This is a genomic window from Neisseria sp. HMSC070F02 (assembly GCF_001814225.1).
GTDB lineage: Bacteria > Pseudomonadota > Gammaproteobacteria > Burkholderiales > Neisseriaceae > Neisseria > Neisseria meningitidis.
In genome coordinates, this window is sequence record NZ_KV815373.1 from 11,965 (window position 1) to 35,736 (window position 23,772).

Annotated in this window: 16 protein-coding genes; 12 read left to right on the forward strand and 4 right to left on the reverse strand. The window is 52.9% G+C overall.

Annotated features, from left to right (window positions below; all coding sequences use genetic code 11):
• Positions 1 to 124: 124 nt before the first annotated feature.
• The gene (mspA, locus tag HMPREF2959_RS02630) at positions 125 to 4,618 is read left to right on the forward strand and encodes an autotransporter adhesin/serine protease MspA (protein ID WP_070696360.1); all 4,494 of its coding nucleotides are present in this window, start codon (positions 125 to 127) and stop codon (positions 4,616 to 4,618) included.
• A 231-nt stretch (positions 4,619 to 4,849) separates the two neighbouring features.
• A complete protein-coding gene (mgtE, locus tag HMPREF2959_RS02635) occupies positions 4,850 to 6,304 on the forward strand; it encodes a magnesium transporter (RefSeq protein ID WP_070696363.1) in 1,455 nt (484 codons plus the stop codon).
• A gap of 85 nt (positions 6,305 to 6,389) precedes the next feature.
• Here mgtE and hslO read toward each other — a convergent pair whose 3' ends face one another.
• On the reverse strand, positions 6,390 to 7,298 hold the full coding sequence (gene hslO, locus HMPREF2959_RS02640; protein ID WP_002226772.1) for an Hsp33 family molecular chaperone HslO: 909 nt from the start codon (positions 7,296 to 7,298) through the stop codon (positions 6,390 to 6,392).
• A 244-nt stretch (positions 7,299 to 7,542) separates the two neighbouring features.
• Between hslO and HMPREF2959_RS02645 the strand changes: the two genes are divergently transcribed.
• The 10 genes from HMPREF2959_RS02645 to HMPREF2959_RS02690 all read left to right on the forward strand — a co-directional run bounded on the left by HMPREF2959_RS02645 (position 7,543) and on the right by HMPREF2959_RS02690 (position 20,169).
• On the forward strand, positions 7,543 to 8,124 hold the full coding sequence (locus HMPREF2959_RS02645; RefSeq protein WP_002260479.1) for a C40 family peptidase: 582 nt from the start codon (positions 7,543 to 7,545) through the stop codon (positions 8,122 to 8,124).
• Positions 8,125 to 8,142: 18 nt separating this feature from the next.
• Complete coding sequence (locus HMPREF2959_RS02650) at positions 8,143 to 8,361, forward strand: hypothetical protein (protein WP_050887616.1); 219 nt, start codon at positions 8,143 to 8,145, stop codon at positions 8,359 to 8,361.
• Positions 8,362 to 8,505: 144 nt separating this feature from the next.
• Positions 8,506 to 8,850, forward strand: coding sequence for a CidA/LrgA family protein (locus tag HMPREF2959_RS02655; protein WP_002219918.1), 345 nt, complete (start codon positions 8,506 to 8,508; stop codon positions 8,848 to 8,850).
• Entirely contained in the window at positions 8,850 to 9,542 is a 693-nt protein-coding gene (locus HMPREF2959_RS02660; RefSeq protein WP_070696366.1) for an LrgB family protein, read from the forward strand. The genes HMPREF2959_RS02655 and HMPREF2959_RS02660 overlap by 1 nt, the downstream gene beginning before the upstream one ends.
• Before the next feature lie 66 nt (positions 9,543 to 9,608).
• Positions 9,609 to 10,829: a bifunctional glutamate N-acetyltransferase/amino-acid acetyltransferase ArgJ gene (gene argJ, locus HMPREF2959_RS02665; protein WP_070696369.1), complete on the forward strand. Its 1,221-nt coding sequence runs from the start codon at positions 9,609 to 9,611 to the stop codon at positions 10,827 to 10,829.
• 59 nt (positions 10,830 to 10,888) lie between these two features.
• The gene (locus HMPREF2959_RS02670; RefSeq protein WP_002225874.1) at positions 10,889 to 12,298 is read left to right on the forward strand and encodes a chloride channel protein; all 1,410 of its coding nucleotides are present in this window, start codon (positions 10,889 to 10,891) and stop codon (positions 12,296 to 12,298) included.
• Positions 12,299 to 12,486: 188 nt separating this feature from the next.
• Complete coding sequence (gene hrpA, locus HMPREF2959_RS02675; protein ID WP_025461262.1) at positions 12,487 to 13,878, forward strand: ATP-dependent RNA helicase HrpA; 1,392 nt, start codon at positions 12,487 to 12,489, stop codon at positions 13,876 to 13,878.
• A gap of 100 nt (positions 13,879 to 13,978) precedes the next feature.
• On the forward strand, positions 13,979 to 15,106 hold the full coding sequence (locus tag HMPREF2959_RS02680; RefSeq protein ID WP_002219923.1) for a PIN domain-containing protein: 1,128 nt from the start codon (positions 13,979 to 13,981) through the stop codon (positions 15,104 to 15,106).
• 177 nt (positions 15,107 to 15,283) lie between these two features.
• Positions 15,284 to 16,861: a lipooligosaccharide phosphoethanolamine transferase gene (gene lpt3, locus HMPREF2959_RS02685; RefSeq protein ID WP_079888767.1), complete on the forward strand. Its 1,578-nt coding sequence runs from the start codon at positions 15,284 to 15,286 to the stop codon at positions 16,859 to 16,861.
• A 65-nt stretch (positions 16,862 to 16,926) separates the two neighbouring features.
• Positions 16,927 to 20,169, forward strand: a complete 3,243-nt coding sequence (locus HMPREF2959_RS02690) for a DUF3418 domain-containing protein (protein ID WP_070696372.1) — start codon at positions 16,927 to 16,929, stop codon at positions 20,167 to 20,169.
• Between the two features lie 22 nt (positions 20,170 to 20,191).
• Here HMPREF2959_RS02690 and HMPREF2959_RS02695 read toward each other — a convergent pair whose 3' ends face one another.
• Genes HMPREF2959_RS02695 through HMPREF2959_RS02705 form a run of 3 tightly spaced genes read right to left on the reverse strand, consistent with a single transcriptional unit; the run spans position 20,192 to position 23,333 of the window.
• Positions 20,192 to 20,614, reverse strand: coding sequence for a very short patch repair endonuclease (locus HMPREF2959_RS02695; protein ID WP_002214928.1), 423 nt, complete (start codon positions 20,612 to 20,614; stop codon positions 20,192 to 20,194).
• 3 nt (positions 20,615 to 20,617) lie between these two features.
• Positions 20,618 to 22,264, reverse strand: coding sequence for a TIGR02391 family protein (locus HMPREF2959_RS02700; protein ID WP_002243368.1), 1,647 nt, complete (start codon positions 22,262 to 22,264; stop codon positions 20,618 to 20,620).
• A gap of 13 nt (positions 22,265 to 22,277) precedes the next feature.
• Positions 22,278 to 23,333 carry a DNA cytosine methyltransferase gene (locus HMPREF2959_RS02705; protein ID WP_002221681.1) on the reverse strand — a complete coding sequence of 352 codons (1,056 nt, stop codon included), beginning with the start codon at positions 23,331 to 23,333 and terminating at the stop codon, positions 22,278 to 22,280.
• Positions 23,334 to 23,772: the final 439 nt, after the last annotated feature.

Consider the following 23,772-nt stretch of genomic DNA (forward strand, 5'->3'; position numbering starts at 1 on the left):
ACGCTGTACTGGTTTTTGTTAATCCACTATATTGTTAATCCACTATATAAATCCAGCACAAAACGGGATCGGTGATTCTTGTCCGCAAGAATCGTTGATTTTCTCTATTACACGGATAATCATCATGCGCTTCACACACACCACCCCATTTTGTTCCGTATTGTCCACCCTCGGTCTTTTTGCCGTTTCCCCTGCTTACTCATCCATTGTCCGCAACGATGTCGATTACCAATATTTTCGCGACTTTGCCGAAAATAAAGGCGCGTTCGCCGTAGGTGCAAGCAATATTTCCATCCAAGACAAGCAAGGCAAAATATTAGGCAGGGTTCTCAACGGCATCCCCATGCCCGACTTCCGAGTCAGCAACCGGCAAACCGCCATCGCCACCCTGATTCACCCCCAATACGTCAACAGTGTCAAACACAACGTCGGCTACGGTTCCATACAATTCGGCAACGACACCCAAAATCCAGAAGAACAAGCCTATACCTACCGCCTCGTATCACGCAACCCGCACCCGGACTACGACTACCACCTTCCCCGCCTCAACAAACTGGTTACCGAAATCTCACCTACCGCACTCAGCAGCGTACCCTTGCTTGGAAACGGCCAGCCAAAGGCCAATGCCTACCTCGATACCGACCGCTTCCCCTACTTTGTACGACTCGGCTCAGGCACGCAACAAGTCCGCAAAGCAGACGGCACGCGTACACGAACCGCCCCGGCATACCAATACCTGACCGGCGGCACGCCGCTGAAAGTATTGGGGTTCCAAAACCACGGCTTACTCGTCGGCGGCAGCCTGACCGACCAACCCCTTAACACCTACGCAATCGCCGGAGACAGCGGTTCCCCCCTGTTTGCCTTCGACAAGCATGAAAACCGCTGGGTGCTTGCGGGCGTACTCAGCACCTACGCCGGCTTCGATAATTTCTTCAACAAATACATCGTCACGCAACCCGAATTCATCCGTTCCACCATCCGCCAATACGAAACCCGGCTGGATGTCGGGCTGACCACCAACGAACTCATATGGCGCGACAACGGTAATGGCGACAGCACCCTGCAAGGGCTCAACGAACGCATCACCCTGCCCATTGCAAACCCTTCGCTTGCCCCACAAAACGACAGCAGGCACATGCCGTCTGAAGATGCCGGCAAAACGCTCATCCTATCCAGCAAGTTCGACAACAAAACACTGATGCTGGCAGACAATATCAACCAAGGCGCAGGCGCATTGCAGTTCGACAGCAACTTCACCGTCGTCGGTAAAAACCACACATGGCAAGGTGCAGGCGTTATCGTAGCCGACGGCAAACGCGTCTTCTGGCAAGTCAGCAACCCCAAAGGCGACCGGCTCTCCAAACTGGGCGCAGGCACGCTTATCGCCAACGGACAAGGCATCAACCAGGGCGACATCAGCATCGGGGAAGGCACTGTCGTACTCGCCCAAAAAGCTGCTTCAGACGGCAGCAAACAAGCATTCAACCAAGTCGGCATCACCAGCGGCAGGGGCACGGCCGTCCTCGCCGACAGCCAGCAAATCAAATCCGAAAACCTCTATTTCGGCTTCAGGGGCGGACGGCTCGACCTCAACGGCAACAACCTTGCCTTTACCCATATCCGCCATGCGGACGGCGGCGCGCAAATCGTCAACCACAACCCTGACCAAGCCGCGACACTGACGCTGACCGGCAACCCCGTCCTCAGTCCCGAGCATGTCGAGTGGGTGCAATGGGGCAACCGTCCGCAAGGCAACGCGGCGGTTTACGAATACATCAACCCGCACCGCAACCGTCGGACCGACTACTTCATACTCAAACCCGGCGGCAACCCGCGCGAATTTTTCCCGTTAAATATGAAAAACTCAACAAGCTGGCAATTTATCGGCAACAACAGGCAACAGGCCGCCAAACAAGTCGCCCAAGCCGAAAATGCCCGCCCCGACCTAATTACCTTCGGCGGATACTTGGGTGAGAACGCGCAAACGGGCAAAGCCGCACCGAGTTACAGCAAAACCAATATCGAATGGGTGAATGGTCCAAACACCCCACACAAGCCCTCGCCCTATACGAATACGCCAACCCGCACAGGGGCAGGCGTACCGACGATTACCGCCTCAAAGAAGGCGGCAACCCCGGCGCCTACTTCCCATGGAATGCCTACAGCACCCAAGACTGGGAATTTCTCGGACATGACCGGCGAAGCAGCCATAGAAAAAAACCGCCATATCGCAAATGCCGCCGTATACGGCCGGCCCGAATACCGTTACAACGGCGCACTCAACCTGCACTATCGTCCCAAACGCACCGACAGCACGCTGTTGCTCAACGGCGGCATGAACCTTAACGGGGAAGTCTTGATTGAGGGCGGCAATATGATTGTGTCAGGCAGGCCCGTACCCCATGCCTACGACCACCAGGCCAAACGCGAACCCGTTCTTGAAAACGAATGGACCGACGGCAGCTTCAAGGCTGCACGGTTCACCCTGCGAAACCATGCCCGACTGACGGCAGGGCGCAATACCGCGCATCTGGACGGCGACATAACCGCATACAATCTGTCCGGCATCGACCTCGGCTTTACCCAAGGCAAAACACCGGAATGCTACCGCTCCTACCATAGCGGCAGCACCCACTGCACACCCAACGCCGTTTTAAAAGCCGAAAACTATCGTGCACTACCTGCAACGCAAGTACGCGGCGACATTACCCTTAACGACCGTTCAGAGCTCCGCCTGGGCAAAGCACACCTGTACGGCAGCATCCGTGCCGGCAAAGACACCGCAGTCCGCATGGAAGCAGACAGCAACTGGACACTTTCCCAGTCCAGCCACACCGGCGCACTGACGCTTGACGGCGCACAAATTACCCTGAACCCCGATTTCGCCAATAATACACACAACAACCGCTTCAACACACTGACCGTCAACGGCACACTTGACGGGTTCGGCACATTCCGATTCCTGACCGGCATCGTCCGAAAACAAAATGCCCCCCCCCTCAAACTGGAAGGGGACAGCCGCGGCGCATTCCAAATCCACGTCAAAAACACCGGACAAGAACCTCAAACAACCGAATCGCTTGCACTTGTGAGCCTCAATCCGAAACACAGCCACCAAGCCCGATTCACCCTCCAAAACGGCTATGCCGATTTGGGTGCCTACCGCTACATCCTCCGCAAAAACAACAACGGATACAGCCTGTACAACCCGCTCAAAGAGGCCGAACTTCAAATTGAAGCCACGCGTGCGGAACATGAGCGCAACCAACAGGCATACAACCAATTACAGGCAACCGACATCAGCAGACAGGTTCAACATGACTCTGACGCGACCAGGCAGGCACTACAGGCCTGGCAGAACAGTCAAACCGAACTTGCCCGCATCGACAGCCAAGTCCAATATCTGTCCGCCCAATTGAAACAGACAGACCCGCTAACCGGCATTCTGACGCGTGCCCAAAACCTGTGTGCCGCACAAGGATACAGTGTCGATATCTGCCGTCAGGTTGCCAAAGCCGCCGACACGAACGACCTGACACTCTTCGAAACCGAACTGGATACGTATATAGAACGTGTAGAAATGGCCGAATCCGAACTTGACAAAGCACGGCAAGGCGGCGATGCGCAAGCCGTCGAAACAGCCCGGCACGCCTACCTGAACGCACTCAACCGTCTGTCCCGACAAATCCACAGTTTGAAAACCGGCGTTGCCGGCATCCGTATGCCGAACCTGGCCGAACTGATCAGCCGGTCGGCCAACACCGCCGTTTCCGAACAGGCCGCCTACAATACCGGCCGGCAACAGGCGGGACGCCGCATCGACCGCCACCTTACCGATCCGCAGCAGCAAAACATCTGGCTGGAAACCGGTACGCAACAAACCGACTACCATAGCGGCACACACCGTCCCTACCAACAAACTACCAACTATGCACATATCGGCATCCAAACCGGCATCACCGACCGTCTCAGTGTCGGTACGATTTTAACCGATGAGCGCACAAACAACCGTTTTGATGAAGGCGTATCCGCCCGAAACCGCAGCAACGGCGCACATCTGTTCGTCAAAGGGGAAAACGGCGCACTCTTTGCCGCGGCAGATTTAGGCTACAGCAACAGCCGTACCCGATTTACCGATTATGACGGGGCTGCCGTCCGCCGCCACGCATGGGATGCAGGCATCAACACCGGCATCAAAATCGATACCGGCATCAAAATCGATACCGGCATCAACCTCAGACCCTATGCCGGCATCCGTATAAACCGCAGCAACGGCAACCGGTACGTACTCGACGGCGCAGAGATAAACAGCCCGGCGCAAATCCAAACCACATGGCATGCCGGCATCCGTCTCGATAAAACCGTCGAACTGGGTCAAGCCAAGCTGACCCCCGCTTTCAGCAGCGATTACTACCATACCCGCCAAAACAGCGGTTCCGCCCTCAGCGTCAACGACCGTACCTTACTGCAGCAAGCCGCCCACGGCACACTGCATACCCTGCAAATCGACGCCGGATACAAAGGCTGGAACGCCAAACTTCATGCCGCTTACGGCAAAGACAGCAACACCGCCCGCCACAAACAGGCAGGAATCAAAATAGGCTACAACTGGTAACAAGCCGATAAAAATGCCGTCTGGAACCCGCGTTTCAGACGGCATTTGCGTTAAAAATAGTAAACCGTTCCAAAAGGGAGTAGAATAGTGCCGTTTCCAACCCTGCGCCTGTACCGTCAGGCTTTTATTATGGACCTTCCCAGTTCGTTTTTACTGAACACCCTTTCCGATTCCAAACGACAATAACCATCCCGCCGGAATGCCTCCCCGCGCACGGCGGGCGGAGCATTTATGAGCATCGAACCAACCCCTCCGAACCTTGAAAACGACGGTATCGAAAACGATGTAGAACGCGTTTCCGCCGATTTCGACCGTGTCCACTCCCTCTGCGAAATCCTCGAACCTGCTTTTGAACAAATCGAAAACGGTACACCGCTCGAAGACGCGCCGCTGCGCGACAAGCTGACCGAGCTGACCGTCCTCTTGAGCGAGCTGCACCCTGCCGACGTGGCGGCGGTGTTGGAATCGCTGCCGCCGCGCGAACGCAATATCGTCTGGATTTTAGTGAAACCCGAAGACGACGGCGAAGTATTGCTGGAAGTATCCGACGCGGTGCGCGAAACGCTGATCGAGTCGATGGACAAGGACGAATTGTTGGCGGCAGTTGACGATTTGGACGCGGACGAATTGGCGGAACTGGCAGACGATTTGCCGCACCAAGTGGTTTATGAAGCCTTGCAGACGCGCGACGAGGAAGAGCGCGCGCAAGTCAAAGCGGCAATGTCCTACGAAGACAACCAAGTCGGTGCGATTATGGACTTCGAGTTGGTCAGCATCCGCGCCGATGTCGCCTGTGAAGTGGTGCTGCGTTACCTGCGCCGCTTCGACAGCCTGCCCGACCATACCGACAAGATTTTTGTGGTCGATGAAAACGATGTGTTGCAGGGCGTGCTGCCCATCCGCAAACTTTTGGTCGCCGATCCCGAAGACTTGGTGGAAAACGTGATGGCGAAAGATGTCGTGCGTTTCCGCGCCGAAGACGACGTGGAAGAAGCGGCGCAGGCGTTTGAACGCTACGACTTGGTTACCGCGCCCGTCGTCGATGAAAACAAAAAGCTCATCGGTAGGATTACCGTTGACGAGATGGTGGACGTCATCCGCGAAGAATCCGAAGCCGATATGTTGAACATGGCAGGTTTGCAGGAAGAGGAAGACCTGTTCGCCCCCGTATGGGATTCGGTGAAAAACCGCTGGATGTGGCTCGCCGTCAACCTCTGCACCGCCTTCCTCGCCAGCCGCGTCATCGGCGCGTTTGAAGGCAGCATCGAAAAAATCGTCGCACTCGCCGCGCTGATGCCCATCGTCGCCGGTATCGGCGGCAACTCGGGCAACCAGACGATTACCATGATTGTCCGCGCAATGGCGATGGGGCAGTTGACGGGAATGCAGGCGGGGCGCTTGTTGAAAAAAGAAGTCGGCGTTGCCCTAGTCAACGGCATTATCTGGGGAACCGTCATGGGCGCGGTTTCATGGCTGCTCTACGGCAGCCTCGGCATCGGGCTGGTTATGATTGCCGCGATGACGCTCAACCTCCTGCTGGCGGCAACCGTCGGCGTATTAATTCCCGTGGTAATGGAAAAGTTCGGACGCGATCCCGCACTGGGCAGCTCGGTGCTGATTACCGCCGTTACCGACTCCGGCGGCTTCCTGATTTTCTTGGGGCTCGCCACCCTATTCCTGCTTTAAATGCCGTCTGAACCCGCGCAAAAATGCCGTCTGAAGCGGAAGCTGCTTCAGACGGCATTTGACTATTTATCCTTGTTGCACAAGATTATTGGACGGTATGCCGGGGCAGCCCTTTGGCAACGCCGACCACATCCTCCCCGAACAGCGCGTTGACATCGGTTTCGTCAAACACATATTTGCTGTGGCAGAAATCGCAATCGACTTCGATGCTGCCTTGTTCCACCACCACGCCGCCGACTTCTTCCCCGCCCAGCATCAACAGCATATCGCTGACTTTGCCGCGCGAACAGGTGCATGAAAATTCAAACGTTTCCGGCTCGAACACGCGCGGCGGCGTTTCGTGGAACAGGCGGTACAAAACATGTTGCGCATCCAATTCTGCCAGCTCGTCCGCCGTCAGTGTACGCGCCAGCGTACTGACGTGTTCCCATGCCTCTTCATCCAACACCGCTTCAGGCAGACGCTGCACCAGCAGACCGCCCGCCGCTTCGTCGCTTGCAGACAGGACGATGTGCGTATCGATTTGTTCGGAACGCTTCATATAGTTCGCCAACATTTGCGCGATACCGCCGCCTTCCAAAGGCACTACGCCCTGCCAGGGTTCGCCGTCTTTGGGCTGCAGCGTCAGCACGAATACGCCGCCCTCGCCCAAAAGGTCGCCGAGGCTTTCGTCATCGGCTATTTCTGCGGTTTCGTCCCAACGCGCGGTTGCACGGACGGTACGGTCGGAAGCCGCTTCCGCAACCAGCATTTTCAGCCGCCCCCGCCCCTGAACCTGCACAATCAGCGTGCCTTCGTTTTTGAGGTTGCCCGACAGCAACACACCCGCCGCCAACAACTCACCCAAAGCGCGGCGGATGGCGGCGGGATAGTTTTTCTGTTTTACAATGTGCTGCCACACGTTTTCCAGACGGACGTGCAGCCCGCGCACGGGCATATCGTCGAAGATAAAGCGGGTACGCACATCGGCGCGGTTGATGGCGGTTTGATTCATGATTTTCTCTGACTGATTGTTCGGATGGCGGCTATATGGTTGCGGTCGGCGCGAAAACAAGACGGACGGCGGATGCGCTTCCCAAATTATCAATAAATTATATAAAAATCAACATATTAACTCAATCTAACAAGCCGTTTTTTGCCAAACAGCCGTTTTTTTATATACAATCAACAAGATATTTTCGACTGATACAGCATAACATCGCACGGCGGCACGATGCCTCCTGCGCGGAAACACCGATATGGATTCTTTTTTCAAACCGGCAGTTTGGGCGGTTTTGTGGCTGATGTTTGCCGTCCGCCCCGCCCTTGCCGACGAGTTGACCAACCTGCTCAGCAGCCGCGAGCAGATTCTCAGACAGTTTGCCGAAGACGAACAGCCCGTTTTACCCATCAACCGAGCCCCCGCCCGGCGGGCGGGCAATGCCGACGAACTCATCGGCAACGCGATGGGACTTTTGGGTATTGCCTACCGCTACGGCGGCACATCGGTTTCTACCGGTTTTGACTGCAGCGGCTTCATGCAGCACATCTTTAAACGCGCCATGGGCATCAACCTGCCGCGTACGTCGGCAGAACAGGCGCGGATGGGTACGCCGGTTGCCCGAAGCGAATTGCAGCCCGGGGATATGGTGTTTTTCCGCACGCTCGGCGGCAGCCGCATTTCCCATGTCGGACTTTATATCGGCAACAACCGCTTCATCCACGCGCCGCGCACGGGGAAAAATATCGAAATCACCAGCCTGAGCCACAAATATTGGAGCGGCAAATACGCGTTCGCCCGCCGGGTCAAGAAAAACGACCCGTCCCGCTTTCTGAACTGATTTCCCAAGGAATACGCAATGAGTATGCCCGAAATGCCCAAATGGTACGACGATGACGGACAGATCGTGTCCTGTACCGAAAAGATCAAAGTGATGTCCGAAAATATGGCCGAGCTGTATCAGACGGCACAAGACGCGTTTGAAGACGCGCTGCTGATGGGTTGCGGCGAACGTCAGTTGCGCGATTACCTGCTCGCGCTGATTGAAGGTTTGGAAAATCCCTACCGCAAAGTCTGAACACGCCCCGGTTGCTGCGGCACGGTTTATCCGTGCCGTTTTTGCGTTTGTGCGCGGCTTCGGCTTTTCAGACGGCATATTTGACGTTATGATTAAACAGTTAACAAGATTTATCACAACGCCGTCAAAAGACAGACACACAACATGAACATCATCCGCGCGCTCCTCATCATCCTCGGCTGCCTCGCCGCCGGCGAAACCGCCGTTTTCCTAGCAGGCATCAAACTGCCCGGCAGCATCGTCGGCATGGGCGTGCTGTTTGCGCTTTTGCAGGCGGGTTGGGTCAAAACGTCTTGGCTGCAACAGCTTACCGACGCGCTGATGGCGAATCTGACACTGTTTCTCGTGCCGCCCTGCGTGGCGGTCATCAGCTATTTGGATTTGATTGCCGACGATTGGTTTTCGATACTGGTTTCCGCCTCCGCCAGCACTTTGTGCGTACTGCTGGTTACAGGCAAGGTTCACCGCTGGATACGGAGCATTATCTGATGAACGAAATCCTCAGGCAGCCCAGCGTTCTGCTTTTCCTCACGCTTGCCGTGTACGCGCTTGCGATTATCGTGCGCACGCGCACGGGCAATATCTTCTGCAACCCCGTACTCGTCAGCACTATCGTGCTGATTGCCTACCTGAAAATCCTCGGTATCGATTATGCGGTGTACCACAACGCCGCACAGTTTATCGATTTCTGGCTCAAGCCCGCCGTCGTCGTGCTTGCCGTGCCGCTCTACCAAAACCGCCGTAAAATCTTCAACCAGTGGCTGCCCGTTATCGTTTCGCAACTTGCAGGCAGCATTACGGGCATTGTTACGGGGATGTATTTTGCCAAATGGCTGTGCGCGGAACGCGAAGTCGTCCTCTCGCTCGCGTCCAAATCTGTTACCAACCCCATCGCCATTGAAATCACCCGCTCCATCGGCGGCATTCCCGCCATTACCGCCGCCACCGTCATCATTGCCGGTCTGGTCGGACAGATTGCCGGTTACAAAATGCTGAAGAACACAGTCGTCATGCCCTCGTCCGTGGGTATGTCGCTCGGCACGGCTTCGCACGCGATGGGGATTGCCGCCTCGCTCGAACGCAGCCGCCGTATGGCGGCATACGCGGGACTGGGGCTGACGTTCAACGGCGTACTGACCGCGCTGATTGCGCCGCTGCTCATCCCCGTTTTGGGATTTTGAACCCGTTTCAGACGGCATTTCAGCCCATGCTGTCTGAACGCCGACACACTCGCAAGGAGAACCGTTATGGCTGTCAACCTGACCGAAAAAACCGCCGAACAACTGCCCGACATCGACGGCATTGCCCTCTACACCGCCCAAGCAGGCGTGAAGAAGCCCGGGCATACCGACCTGACACTGATTGCCGTAGCCGCCGGCAGCACCGTCGGTGCAGTCTTCACGACCAACCGTTTCTGTGCCGCGCCCGTCCACATCGCCAAATCGCACCTTTTCGACGAAGACGGCGTGCGCGCCCTCATCATCAACACGGGCAACGCCAACGCGGGTACGGGCGCACAGGGCAGAATCGATGCTTTGGCAGTGTGTGCCGCCGCCGCCCGGCAAATCGGCTGCAAACCGAACCAGGTGCTGCCCTTCTCCACCGGCGTGATTCTCGAACCGCTGCCCGCAGACAAAATCATCGCCGCGCTGCCCAAAATGCAGCCTGCCTTCTGGAACGAAGCGGCACGCGCCATCATGACCACCGACACCGTGCCCAAAGCCGCCTCGCGCGAAGGCAAGGTCGGCGACAAACACACCGTCCGCGCCACGGGCATCGCCAAAGGCTCGGGCATGATTCATCCCAATATGGCGACCATGCTCGGTTTCATCGCCACCGATGCCAAAGTTTCCCAACCCGTCCTCCAACTGATGGCGCAGGAAATCGCCGACGAAACCTTCAACACCATTACCGTTGACGGCGACACCAGCACCAACGACAGCTTCGTCATCATCGCCACTGGCAAAAACAGCCAAAGCGAAATCGACAACATCGCCGACCCGCGTTACGCCCAACTCAAAGAATTGTTGTGCAGCCTCGCGCTCGAACTCGCCCAAGCCATCGTCCGCGACGGCGAAGGTGCGACCAAGTTCATCACCGTCCGCGTCGAAAACGCCAAAACCCGCGACGAAGCCCGCCAAGCCGCCTACGCCGTGGCACGTTCGCCGCTGGTCAAAACCGCCTTTTTCGCCTCCGACCCCAACCTCGGCAGGCTGCTCGCCGCCATCGGTTATGCCGGCGTTGCCGACCTCGATACCGACCTCGTGGAAATGTATCTCGACGATATTTTGGTTGCCGAACACGGCGGACGCGCCGCAAGCTACACCGAAGCACAAGGGCAGGCGGTGATGTCGAAGGCCGAAATCACCGTCCGCATCAAGCTGCATCGCGGACAAGCCGCCGCCACCGTCTATACCTGCGACCTGTCGCACGGATACGTTTCCATCAACGCCGACTACCGTTCCTGACCCGACACGGCTTCAGACGGCATACATAAAATGCCGTCTGAACCGCCGGACAACATACCATGACCTCCACATTCCCCCGCCGCCTCGCCCGCAAAATCCGCCAAACCCGCCGCCTGTCGCGCAAAAGCATCGCCTTTCTGTTCCTTTTGGCAGGTTCGGCACTCGTCGCCCTGACCGCGCTGTTTTTTGCCCATCTTGCCGATTTTGCGCTGGAACTGAACGCCAAACTGGTTCAACAATACCCGTGGTTCGCGTGGGTCGCGCTTCCTTTGGGTTTACCGCTTATTGCGTGGCTCACACGCAAATTCGCCCCCTTCACCGCCGGCAGCGGCATCCCGCAGGTCATCGCCTCACTGTCGCTGCCCTACGGCGCACAGAAAACGCGGCTGATCCGCCTCGGGCAGACGCTGCTGAAGATTCCGCTGACCTTTTTGGGTATGCTGTTCGGCGCGTCCATCGGACGCGAAGGTCCGTCCGTGCAGGTCGGCGCGGCAGTGATGGGCGCGTGGGGCGCGTGGTGCAAGAAACACGGCTTGGCATTCAAAGGGATGCAGGAAAACGATTTGATGGCGGCGGGCGCGGCGGGCGGTTTGGCAGCCGCGTTCAACGCGCCGCTGGCGGGCGTGATTTTCGCCATTGAGGAACTCGGGCGCGGCATCATGTTGCGCTGGGAGAGGCAAATTCTTTTGGGCGTGCTCGCCTCCGGTTTCATACAGGTCGCCATTCAGGGCAACAACCCGTATTTTTCCGGCTTCAACGGCGGCGTATTGGAACATATCTTTCTGTGGGTCGCACTGTCCGGCCTGGTTTGCGGCGCGGCGGGCGGGCTGTTCGGACGTTTGCTCTATCGCGGTGCGGCGGCGTTTGCACCGCGCAAGATACGCGGCTTCATCCGCAACCGTCCGCTGCTGCTGGCGGCACTGATGGGGCTGCTGCTCGCCCTGCTCGGCACGTTCTACCAAGGCAAAACCTACGGCACCGGCTACCACGAAGCCGCCCAAGCCCTGCACGGCATCTACGAAGCCCCCTTCGGACTCGCCGCCGCCAAATGGCTCGCCACCGTATTCAGCTATTGGGCAGGCGTTCCGGGCGGCATTTTCACTCCCTCGCTGACCATAGGCGCGGTTTTGGGCGAGCATATCGCCGCCATCGCCGACATATCGCAGGGTGCAAACATCATCGTCCTCATCTGCATGGCGGCATTTCTGGCGGGCGCGACACAATCCCCGATTACTTCCGCCGTCGTCGTCATGGAAATGACTGGCGGACAAAGCCTGCTGTTTTGGATGCTGATTGCCTGCATTTTCGCCTCGCAGGTTTCGCGCCAGTTTTCGCCACGTCCGTTCTACCACGCATCGGGAATGCGCTTCCGCCAGCGCGTGCTTCAAGAAACCGCCGCCCAAACCGGCAATGCGCCCGCAAGACCGCAAACAGCAAACAGCAAAACGGGAATGCCGTCTGAAAATTAAAACGCCCCCGATCAAACGCCGGCAGCCGCCTTGATTCGAATACCGTTCCGCCGCCGCTTGAAATTTCAGCAACAATGCCGTCTGAACGACAGAATGCGGTTTTCAGACGGCATTTCCCCATCCCGATATTGCCTAAACAAAACCGAAGCGTTTGCTATAATTGCACTTTTTACCGCACACGCACACCCATGTTTCCCGACCTCTCCCAAACCCTCTCCAAAGACCGCCACTTCCTGCGTTCTGCCTTCAAAAATCCCAACAAATACGGCGGCTTGTCCAAAGTCGAAGAAAAATACCGAAAATCGCACGAAATCTTTTTGAAACGTTTGGCAGCCTCGCCCAAACCCGAATTCGACAACACCCTGCCCGTTCACGAGAAGCTCGAAGAAATCAAAAAAGCCATTGCCGAGCATCAGGTAACGATTATTTGCGGCGAAACCGGTTCGGGCAAAACCACGCAGCTGCCCAAGATTTGTTTAGAACTCGGGCGTGGGGCGGCGGGGCTGATCGGGCATACCCAGCCGCGCCGTTTGGCCGCGCGCTCCGTGGCAGAGCGGATTGCCGAAGAGCTGAAATCCGAAATCGGCAGCGCGGTCGGCTATAAAGTACGCTTCACCGACCACACCTCGCGCGATGCCTGCGTCAAGCTGATGACCGACGGCATCCTGCTGGCGGAAACGCAGACCGACCGTTATCTCGCCGCCTACGACACGATTATCATTGACGAAGCGCACGAGCGCAGCCTGAACATCGACTTCCTTTTGGGCTATTTGAAACAACTGCTGCCGCGCCGCCCCGATTTGAAAGTCATCATCACCTCGGCAACCATAGACGCAGAACGCTTCTCCCAACACTTCAACGGCGCGCCCGTGCTGGAAGTGAGCGGACGCACCTATCCCGTCGAAATCCTCTACCGACCGCTGACCGGCAAAGACGAAGACGATGCAGAAGTCGAGCTGACCGACGCGATTGTCGATGCAGCCGACGAATTGGCGCGACACGGCGAAGGCGATATCTTGGTATTCCTGCCGGGCGAGCGCGAAATCCGCGAAGCCGCCGAAGCCCTGCGCAAATCCACGCTACGCCGCAACGACGAAATCCTGCCCCTGTTCGCACGCCTGTCGCACGCCGAGCAGCACAAAATCTTCCACCCCTCAGGCGCGAAACGCCGCATCGTGCTGGCAACCAACGTCGCCGAAACCTCGCTTACCGTGCCGGGCATCAAATACGTCATCGACACCGGCCTCGCACGCGTCAAACGCTATTCCGCACGGGCGAAAGTGGAGCAGCTTCATATCGAAAAAATCTCCCAAGCCGCCGCCCGCCAACGCTCCGGCCGCTGCGGACGCGTCTCCGCAGGCGTATGTATCCGATTGTTTTCAGAAGAAGATTTCAACAACCGCCCCGAATTTACCGACCCCGAAATCGCCCGCAGCAACCTCGCCGCCGTCATCCTGCGCATGGCATCGCTGAAACTCGGCGACGTAGCGGCATTCCCATTTTTAGAAATGCCCGATTCGCGGTATATTAATGATGGGTTTCAGGTGTTGCTGGAATTAGGGGCAGTGGAGGCCGCCTGAAAACAAGTAGGATATACACTTCTACCTGACAAAGACCAACAAACGATAAAACTACGGCACATCTAGATGCCCAACCTACAACATTGCACACGGTAAAAACATGAAACACTTACTCATCGATTTTGAAAACGTCCAGCCGCAAAACTTAGACAAATTACTAACCGAAAATACCCATATTTGGCTATTTATAGGTGTATTACACAAAATGTTACCTATTAGTCTGGTGCAATCCCTACTACGTTTCGGCGAACGTGTCCATCTTGTCCAGTTACAAAAAACAGGGAAAAACGCATTGGATTTTTACCTGTCCTATTACCTCGGACAAATTACCGCCACAGACCCCAATGCCCAAATCGGCATACTCTCGCGTGATGGAGGATACGATGTTCTGGTCGAACATATTTTGAAAAACCACCAGGCGAAGGGTATCGTGCGCCTAGCCAATATAGATGAAGTACAACATCAGAAAATTACTACCGAACCGCCGTCAGCATTGCTGGAAAACACTCCTCAGCCTGAAACCACCCTCAAACCACAGCAACCATTAACTTCCTATTTCCAAGCAGCCCTAACTGCACTGCGCCGCCCCGACGCTTTCCGCCCCTGCCGCCTGCATAACCTGCGACAAAATCTGCGTAAGCATATTTTGAGTGATTTGTTTAAAGAAAAAACCGATGAAGAATGCGAAATAACCACTGCTAACGTTATCAATAAACTCAAAGCACAAAACTTCATCAGCATTGATGAACAGGAAACCGTTTCCTACCATCTCAGTGATAATGATTTGTTACAAAGAATCCAACGCCATATTTTAAGCCAACGTCCCAAAACCTACGCTGATTTTCAAGCCGTCGTGCAAAACCGAGCAGATGCACTTCACTTAACAGTCGGTACCAACGACATTCAATCCTTTGCGCGACATTTGCGCGACCAAAACCTGATCCGCCAAAACAATGGGAAAATTGAATATGCACCGTTTACTGAACCTAAACCACAGCCAACGCCCAAGCAGCCTAAAAAAACCGCATGGGAACCTGATGAAATTATTTGGAAAAAAGTGATTGCCGCGTTATCGTTAAAGAACCGTCCTAATAAAACCAAAACTTTACGCAATACAATCCAGGCACTCACAAAATCCAATGCACAAGAAACTGACAAACTGCTACAACATTTACAAGATACCCAAGTCCTACGTATTGACGGTACTAAAATTGTGTATATCAAGTAGGATGGGCATTTATGCCTGACCTACAAAACCAAAAACAACCTACCACCCTTAATCAACTCCACAAACCCTTTTCAGACAACCTCGTTTTTTGAAAAACAATCTGTAAACAGATAGCTGCTGAAGAATACCGTTGCCGAGCCCCAAAACCCGTCCTGCAACTTTTATTGTGAACTTCCCATTATGAAAAAATCCCTTTTCGTTCTCTTTCTGTATTCGTCCCTACTTACTGCCAGCGAAATTGCTTATCGCTTTGTATTCGGAATTGAAACCTTACCGGCTGCAAAAATGGCAGAAACGTTTGCGCTGACATTTGTGATTGCTGCGCTGTATCTGTTTGCGCGTTATAAGGCGACGCGTTTGTTGATTGCGGTGTTTTTCGCGTTCAGCATTATTGCCAACAATGTGCATTACGCGGTTTATCAAAGTTGGATGACGGGCATCAATTATTGGCTGATGCTGAAAGAGATTACCGAAGTTGGCGGCGCGGGGGCGTCGATGTTGGATAAGTTGTGGCTGCCTGCGTTGTGGGGCATGTTGGAAGTCATGTTGTTTTGCAGCCTTGCCAAGTTCCGCCGTAAGACGCATTTTTCTGCCGATATACTGTTTGCCTTCCTAATGCTGATGATTTTCGTGCGTTCGTTCGACACGAAACAAGAGCACGGTATTTCGCCCAAACCGACATACAGCCGTATCAAAGCCAATTATTTCAGCTTCGGTTATTTTGTCGGACGCGTATTGCCGTATCAGTTATTTGATTTAAGCAAAATCCCTGTGTTCAAACAGTCTGCGCCAAGCAAAATCGGGCAGGGCAGTGTTCAAAATATCGTCCTGATTATGGGCGAGAGCGAAAGCGCGGCGCATTTGAAATTGTTTGGCTACGGGCGCGAAACTTCGCCGTTTTTAACCCAGCTGTCGCAAGCCGATTTTAAGCCGATTGTGAAACAAAGTTATTCCGCAGGCTTTATGACGGCAGTATCCCTGCCCAGTTTCTTTAACGTCATACCGCATGCCAACGGCTTGGAACAAATCAGCGGCGGCGATACCAATATGTTCCGCCTCGCCAAAGAGCAGGGCTATGAGACGTATTTTTACAGTGCTCAGGCTGAAAACCAAATGGCAATTTTGAACTTAATCGGTAAGAAATGGATAGACCATCTGATTCAACCGACGCAGCTTGGCTACGGCAACGGCGACAATATGCCCGATGAGAAGCTGCTGCCGCTGTTCGACAAAATCAATTTGCAGCAGGGCAGGCATTTTATCGTGTTGCACCAACGCGGTTCGCACGCCCCATACGGCGCATTGTTGCAGCCTCAAGATAAAGTATTCGGCGAAGCCGATATTGTGGATAAGTACGACAACACCATCCACAAAACCGACCAAATGATTCAAACCGTATTCGAGCAGCTGCAAAAGCAGCCTGACGGCAACTGGCTGTTTGCCTATACCTCCGATCATGGCCAGTATGTTCGCCAAGATATCTACAATCAAGGCACGGTGCAGCCCGACAGCTATCTCGTGCCGCTGGTGTTGTACAGCCCGGATAAGGCCGTGCAACAGGCTGCCAACCAGGCTTTTGCACCTTGCGAGATTGCCTTCCATCAGCAGCTTTCAACGTTCCTGATTCACACGTTGGGCTACGATATGCCGGTTTCAGGTTGTCGCGAAGGCTCGGTAACGGGCAACCTGATTACGGGCGATGCAGGCAGCTTGAGCATTCGCGATGGCAAGGCGGAATATGTTTATCCGCAATAAGCGACGTGAAAACCAATAAAAACAAATTTAGATGATGTCGGGGAAGATGCCCGACCGACAAGACTATGCAAAATATGAAAAACCAAGTACGCGGATCAGGCATGGATGCACGATCCAATCCGGCCAATGTTTCAGACGGCCTGCAAAACAGTTCGGGTCATATCGGTACCAACACGCGTTACCGCCTGACCAAACTCGGCGAACAAATGGCGCGCCTGCCCATCGACCCGAAAATCGCACGCATCTTGCTGGCGGCGAAGAAACACGACTGCATGGCGGAAATATTGGTGATTGCGTCCGCGCTGTCGATTCAAGACCCGCGCGAGCGGCCGCTGGAAGCGCGTGATGCCGCGGCCAAGGCGCACGAGCGTTTTACCGACAAGCAATCTGACTTTCTTGCCTATCTGAATATTTGGGACAGCTTTCAGCGCGAGCGCGACAAAGGTTTGTCCAACAAGCAGCTGGTGCAGTGGTGCCGCCAATATTTTCTGTCGCACCTGCGTATGTGCGAATGGCGCGAGCTGCACCACCAGCTTGCCCAAACCGCGATTGAAATGGGTTTGACCACCAAGGAAACCGCTTTCAGACGACCTCCCGAAATCAGGCAGCTCACGTCGTCTGAAAATGCGGGTGACCAAGACTTATCCGCCAAGCTCAAACAAAAACAACTGGATAAAAAGCAACACCGCGCCCAAATCCGCGCCGCCAAAGAAGCGGGCTACGAACAAATCCACCGCGCCCTGCTGACCGGCCTTATCGCCAACGTCGGCATGAAATCGCCCGACGGCAACGACTACACCGGCGCGCGCGGCAGCCGCTTCCACCTTTTCCCCGCCTCCGCCCTGTTCAAAGCCAAACCCAAATGGGTGATGGCGGCAGAACTCGTTGAAACGACAAAACTTTATGCGCGCGACGTCGCCGTTATCCAGCCCGAATGGATTGAGCAGGAAGCCCCGCACCTCGTCCGCTACCACTATTTCGAGCCGCACTGGGAACAAAAACGCGGCGAAGTCGTCGCCAGCGAACGCGTGACGCTTTACGGTCTGACCGTATTGCCGCGCCGCCCCGTGTCTTACGGCAAAGTTGCCCCCGAAGAAGCGCGCGAAATCTTTATCCGCAGCGCGTTGGTGGCGCAGGAATGCGATTTGAAAGCGGATTTTTTTGTCCACAACAAAAAGCTGATTAAAGAAATTACCGAACTCGAACACAAATCGCGCAAGCAAGACGTGCTGGTCGATGACGAAGCCCTGTTTGCGTTTTATAACGAACGACTGCCCGAAATGGCTTGGAAAGACGCGCAAGGCAGCGTTTGGGGAAGTGAAGATTCCGTACGGATTATTGAATCTGACAAAGCCGAGAGGTCGTCTGAAAATGAGCGCAACGAGTTTCGTAAAAACAAGCGTAATGGGTCTCGCCAAAATGAAAATCACGGCAACACCGTAGGTTGGGTTGAAAACCCAACATCAGCCGCAACTGCAAAAACTGTTGGGTTTGACAACCCAACCTACGCTACTCAGCAACCCACCCCCTCCCCCGCGAGGGAGGGTCGGGGAGAGGGCAAAACAGTTGCCGCACAAACCAACTTTTCCGCAACCGCAGCAAACCCTCTCCCGCAGGAGAGGGAACAGAGTGCCTCAGCTTCAACGTTTTCAGACGACCTGCGTCCTGCAAATCTGCAGCAAACCGCCCCCTCCCCCGTGGGGGAGGGCTGGGGAGAGGGCAAAACAGTTGCCACCCAAACCAACTTTTCCGCAACCTCAACACTTTCAGACGACCCCAAACCCAAAAAGCAGCCTGCACCCCCAAAAGGCCGTCTGAAACCCCTCCCCCTCGCCGACATCCGTACCTTCCAAGCCTGGATCAAAACCGCCGAACGCGACAATCTGCGCCTGCTGTTCCTCAGCCGCGACGATTTGATGCAACACGCCGCCGCACACATTACCGAAGAGCAATTCCCCAAATTCTGGCAAACCGCAGACGGCAAGTTCAAACTTTCCTACCGCTTCGAGCCGCACCATCCGCTCGACGGCGTTACCCTCACCCTACCGCTGACCGTCCTCAACCGCCTGCACGCGCCGTCGCTCGAATGGCTGGTGCCCGGTATGTTGCGCGAAAAAATCCAGCTGCTGATTAAAGCTCTGCCGAAGCAAATCCGCCGCATTTGCGTGCCCGTACCCGATTTCATCACCCAATTTTTAAGCCAAAACCCTGATCGCAACGCCCCCATCCTGCCCCAACTTGCCCAAGCCATCGCCAAAACCGCAGGCGACATCCGCATACTCGAGCAAATCAACCAAGACGAATGGGCCGCGTTCAGGCTGCCCGAACACTGCTATTTCAACCTCCGCATTATCGACGACGGCGGACAAGAGCTTGCCGGCGGCCGCAAACTGCATGAATTGCAACAACAACTCGGCCAAGCCGCCGCCGTTACCTTCCGCGACAACACCCAAGAATTCGAGCGCGACAACGTGACCACATGGGACATTGGCACCCTGCCCGAATCCATCAAATTCGCACGCGGCAAACAACAGCTCACCGGCTACCTCGGCCTGCAAAAAGAAAAAGACGGCCGCATCGCCCTGCGCCTGTTCGACACATCCCCCGCCGCCGAACAAGCCCACCGATTAGGCGTGATCGAACTCATGAAACTACAACTAAAAGAACAAGTTAAATACCTGAACAAAGGCATCCAAGGCTTCACCCAAGCCGCCATGCTGCTCAAACACATCAACGCCGACACCCTGTGTGACGACCTCACCCAAGCCGTCTGCGACCGCGCCTTTATCGGCGAAGACGAGCTGCCGCGCAACGAAAAAGCCTTCAAAGAACAAATCAAACGCGCCCGCAGCCGCCTGCCCGCCGTCAAAGAAGCCCTCAGCCGCTACTTGCAGGAAACCGCCGCCGTCTACGCCGAACTCAACAGCAAACTCGGCAAACACCCATTGACCCACCTTCTAAGACTACGCCTGCAAACCCTGCTCGCCGCCGGCTTCGCCACCCGCACCCCGTGGGCACAATGGCCGCGCCTCCCCATCTACCTCAAAGCCATGACCCTGCGCCTCGAAAAATACAGCAGCAACCCCGCCCGCGACGCAGCCCGCGAAGCCGATATCCAAGAGCTGGAACAAATGTGGCAGGAAAAAACAGACAGCCTGATTAAACAAGGTCTCCCCATTTCAGACGGCCTCGCCGCGTTTAAATGGATGATTGAAGAATTGAGGGTGTCGCTGTTCGCGCAGGAATTGAAGACACCGTATCCGGTGTCGGTGAAGCGGTTGTTGAAGATGTGGGAGGATCTTAATTAAAGGAAGATGCCGTCTGATTTTTTCAGACGGCATCTTTTATTTCCCTGACCAACCGATTTAATCGCTCCCTACCAATAGCTTTATTTTTTAATTCGCACTCCCAAACGACAATCACTTTGAAACCGATCTTTTCCAGCTCGGTTTCATTTTTAATATCACGTTCGCAATTTTTTGTGATTTTTTCCAACCAAAAATCCGTATTGCTTTTCGGGATATGTCCTTTATTACAAGAATGCCCGTACCAAAAACAGCCGTGTATAAACACGACTGTTTTATATTTCGGCAAAACGATATCCGGTTTGCCTGCATAGCGTTTATCGTTTTTCCGATAACGAAAACCTTGGGAGAAAAGAAATTTCCTTACCAATATTTCCGGTTTGGTTTCTTTGCTATGGATTTTTGACATCACGAAAGAACGTTTGGATGTAGTGAAAATATCGGTCATAAATTACTTGGAAGATACCACCTTCGATCGTTTTTTTGTCTGTTCCACTTTTCTTAACAAATACGAAACCAAGCTTATTAAATCCAAAGCATCCTTATCATTAAAAATACTAGGAGATAAATTTGCTCTTAACTCATGTTGTACAGGATTTCTAAATCCAGTCCATGTTCCGCATGCAAGCTGTTCAAGACCATCTTCTAAATTTTGTTCCGCCTTCGTTTTGTTATTCGTTAATAGAAGTATAGAATTTTTACTCCCGAAAGCTTGTTCAATCAATTCTCTTCCGTCTATGCTATGAAGACCTGTTTGCTTCTGAACCTTATCTTCGAAAACTTTAACTGCCTCGATTGCAGCACTTAAATAATCCTTCTTTTCATTGTAAAAATCATTACAGGCAGTATGCAAATCCTGATGCAAATGCCGCCAATGATAGTAAGGATATTCTGGAATAATACTATGTAAGGCAGAGATTACTTCCGCTTGCTCTTTATTTGTAAGCTCCGAATCTTCCAAACGATTCAAAATAACTTCTACTGGTTCCCTTTCCTTTTTTGGCAATTTGTTTTTCCAATCTTCGATATCAACTCCGCTTTCGCCTTTCACTTCGTCATCTTTCTCTTTTTTTCTTCTTTTTCTCCAATCTTGCCCGATGGCTCGGACGATCTCCCCAAGGAAAACACGTAATTTTGAGGTTTTTGAATGCTTCCAGTCTAATGATGTCCTGTCGGTAGCAATTAAATCTTCATCGTCATTATCTATAAAGTCCACATTCAGCCATCCAGTCAAATATGAATAGAAATGGCTGGATTCGCTATCAGTGAAAAACTCGGGCATATTTACCATTCTGCCGTTGGCAAACAAGGTAATACCTTTCATATTATTCTTTAAAGGTTTTTCCGTTGTAATGAACTTACCTTGTATTAATCCGCTGTATTCATACTGTTCGAATTTTGAAGATAACGATGAAATATTGGTTGCTAAATCCTGGTATTCCCATTCGAATTGTGGGGTAACAAGATCATATTTTAGATTTCCATCAATGATTTTAGGTTCAGAGCCGTTCAAGCTTACTTTGATTTTAAAATCCTGAGCCGGAAAATCAAACAAGCGGGAAAGATGCTCTACATAATTATCTAACGGATATCCTTGCTTTTTCGTCAGTTCGGTTAAAGTTATGGTTGTCCCGCTTTCGATATTGGATTCAACAGATTCTTTTCGAAACTCCGGTTGATAAATACCCTTGCTTCTTCGAATCTCTGCATAATCCAAAGTAAAAGTAACCCTTTCGTTTCCCTGGATAGTAGAAATTTCAATTTTGTTGCCAAGCCCGAATAATGCCAATTTACCAAGGCCTTTTTTACCCGTTGGAATTCTTCCGCACGGGGAAGCTTGTTTTTCTTCCCTTCTGTTCCGACCGATTCTCAAATAAAAATCATTGATTTCATCGAAGCTCATTCCTATACCATTATCTTTAATAACGATTTTATGCTCCGGTTTATCGAATAACCTAACTTCCACTTCCGTAGCACATGCATCGTAGGCATTCGCTATCAACTCGGCAATCGCAGGAACAGTGTGCGAATACATCTTTACACCCAAATGTTCGATTACGGTTGGCTCGAAACTCATTTTCAATTTTTCTTCAGACATGTTTTCTCCTTTTCTAACATTCGATATTATCAACAATTGCCCTGCCTATTTTTTCCGCATACATCGGAGGAACGGCATTACCAATCAAACGGGCTATCTTGTCCCTGCTGCCCGCTTTAAAGACATAGTTACGAGGGAACGATTGCAATGTTGCACCTTCGCGCAGTGATAACGCCCTATCTTCTTCAGGATGGGCAAACCTCCCGTTGGAAATACTAAAGAATTTGGTCGTTATGGTAGGTGCGGGCTTATCCCACCATAGCCTACCAAACGTGTCTTTAAAACTATTGTCTTTTCCGATAAAACATTCCAGCTGTAATTCGGGAATATGCGCAAAAGCCAAACGGTTTCCTCCGTTTTTAGGTATCAAAGCCAATCGTTTCAAGTTGATATCAGATAATCCCGCACAGCTATGCATAAAATCCGTTTCGTCTTGGTGTCCTGCAATAATTTTGGGAAAGCCATTTTCCATTCCCAAAACATCGCGTACCGTAAGCCGTTTGCCCGAATACTTGACTGGTTCCAGCTTTTCTTTGGTTATTCTGTTTGCAATTAACGTAAATCTTTTACGGCTTTGGGGAATTCCGTAATCAGCCGTATTGTGAATACCGAAATGGACGGTAAATCCTTTTTCTTCCAATAACTTTATGAAATTATCAAGCCTGCTTTCTTTCATTCTGCTCAGAATTCCCGGTACGTTCTCTACAACAACATATCCGGGATTGAAATATTCTACAAACCGCTGAAACTCCAAAAGCAAACTCTTGGATTTTTCCGATTTTCTTTTGTCTGTTTGAATAACACTCCAATATTGACAAGGACTACAACCTATAAGAATCAAATCATCATCATTCTTTTTTAACCCGAGTTCTTTTTCCAAGGTTTCAGGCTGCAATTCAAAAACATCAGCCTGTATAAATTTGGCATTTATATTGGCTTCATATGTTTCTTTGCAGCTGGGTTCGTAATCTATCCCGGCTAAAACCTGAATACCGGCGGATTGCATTCCATAGCTCATTCCACCTCCGCCACAGAAAAAATCAACCGCCTTTAACTTACTGTTTTTCATTTCTATTTAAATAATTAGACTAGTGAGAACTAACTTTATATAACATATAATTTATTGCTTATCAAAAATAATTTGAGATTTTATTAAAATTCATGCATCTAAATAAGCAGAACTTAATTTCCTCCAAACGAGCGGATGTCTTCAAATGCACACTTCACAGAAAGGTCGTCTGAAACCCATTTTCAGACGACCTTTTTCCACTTCCCAAAACAAGAATTCCCACCCCCTCCCCAAACGTCGCCCGAACCAGTAAACTCCCCATATTTCAACAACTTCTTGGAAGCCAACCATGCCCCGTATCCACCCTCCTCACCTGTTCCCGCCCCATATCGCCGAACGCGGCCTTTTGTATTTTCAGCAGGGCAAGGTTCGCGATGTCCGAAAAACTTCCGCCGGGCGTTATCGGGCCTGGCGCTGTTTGCTGCCGGCGGTCTGAATA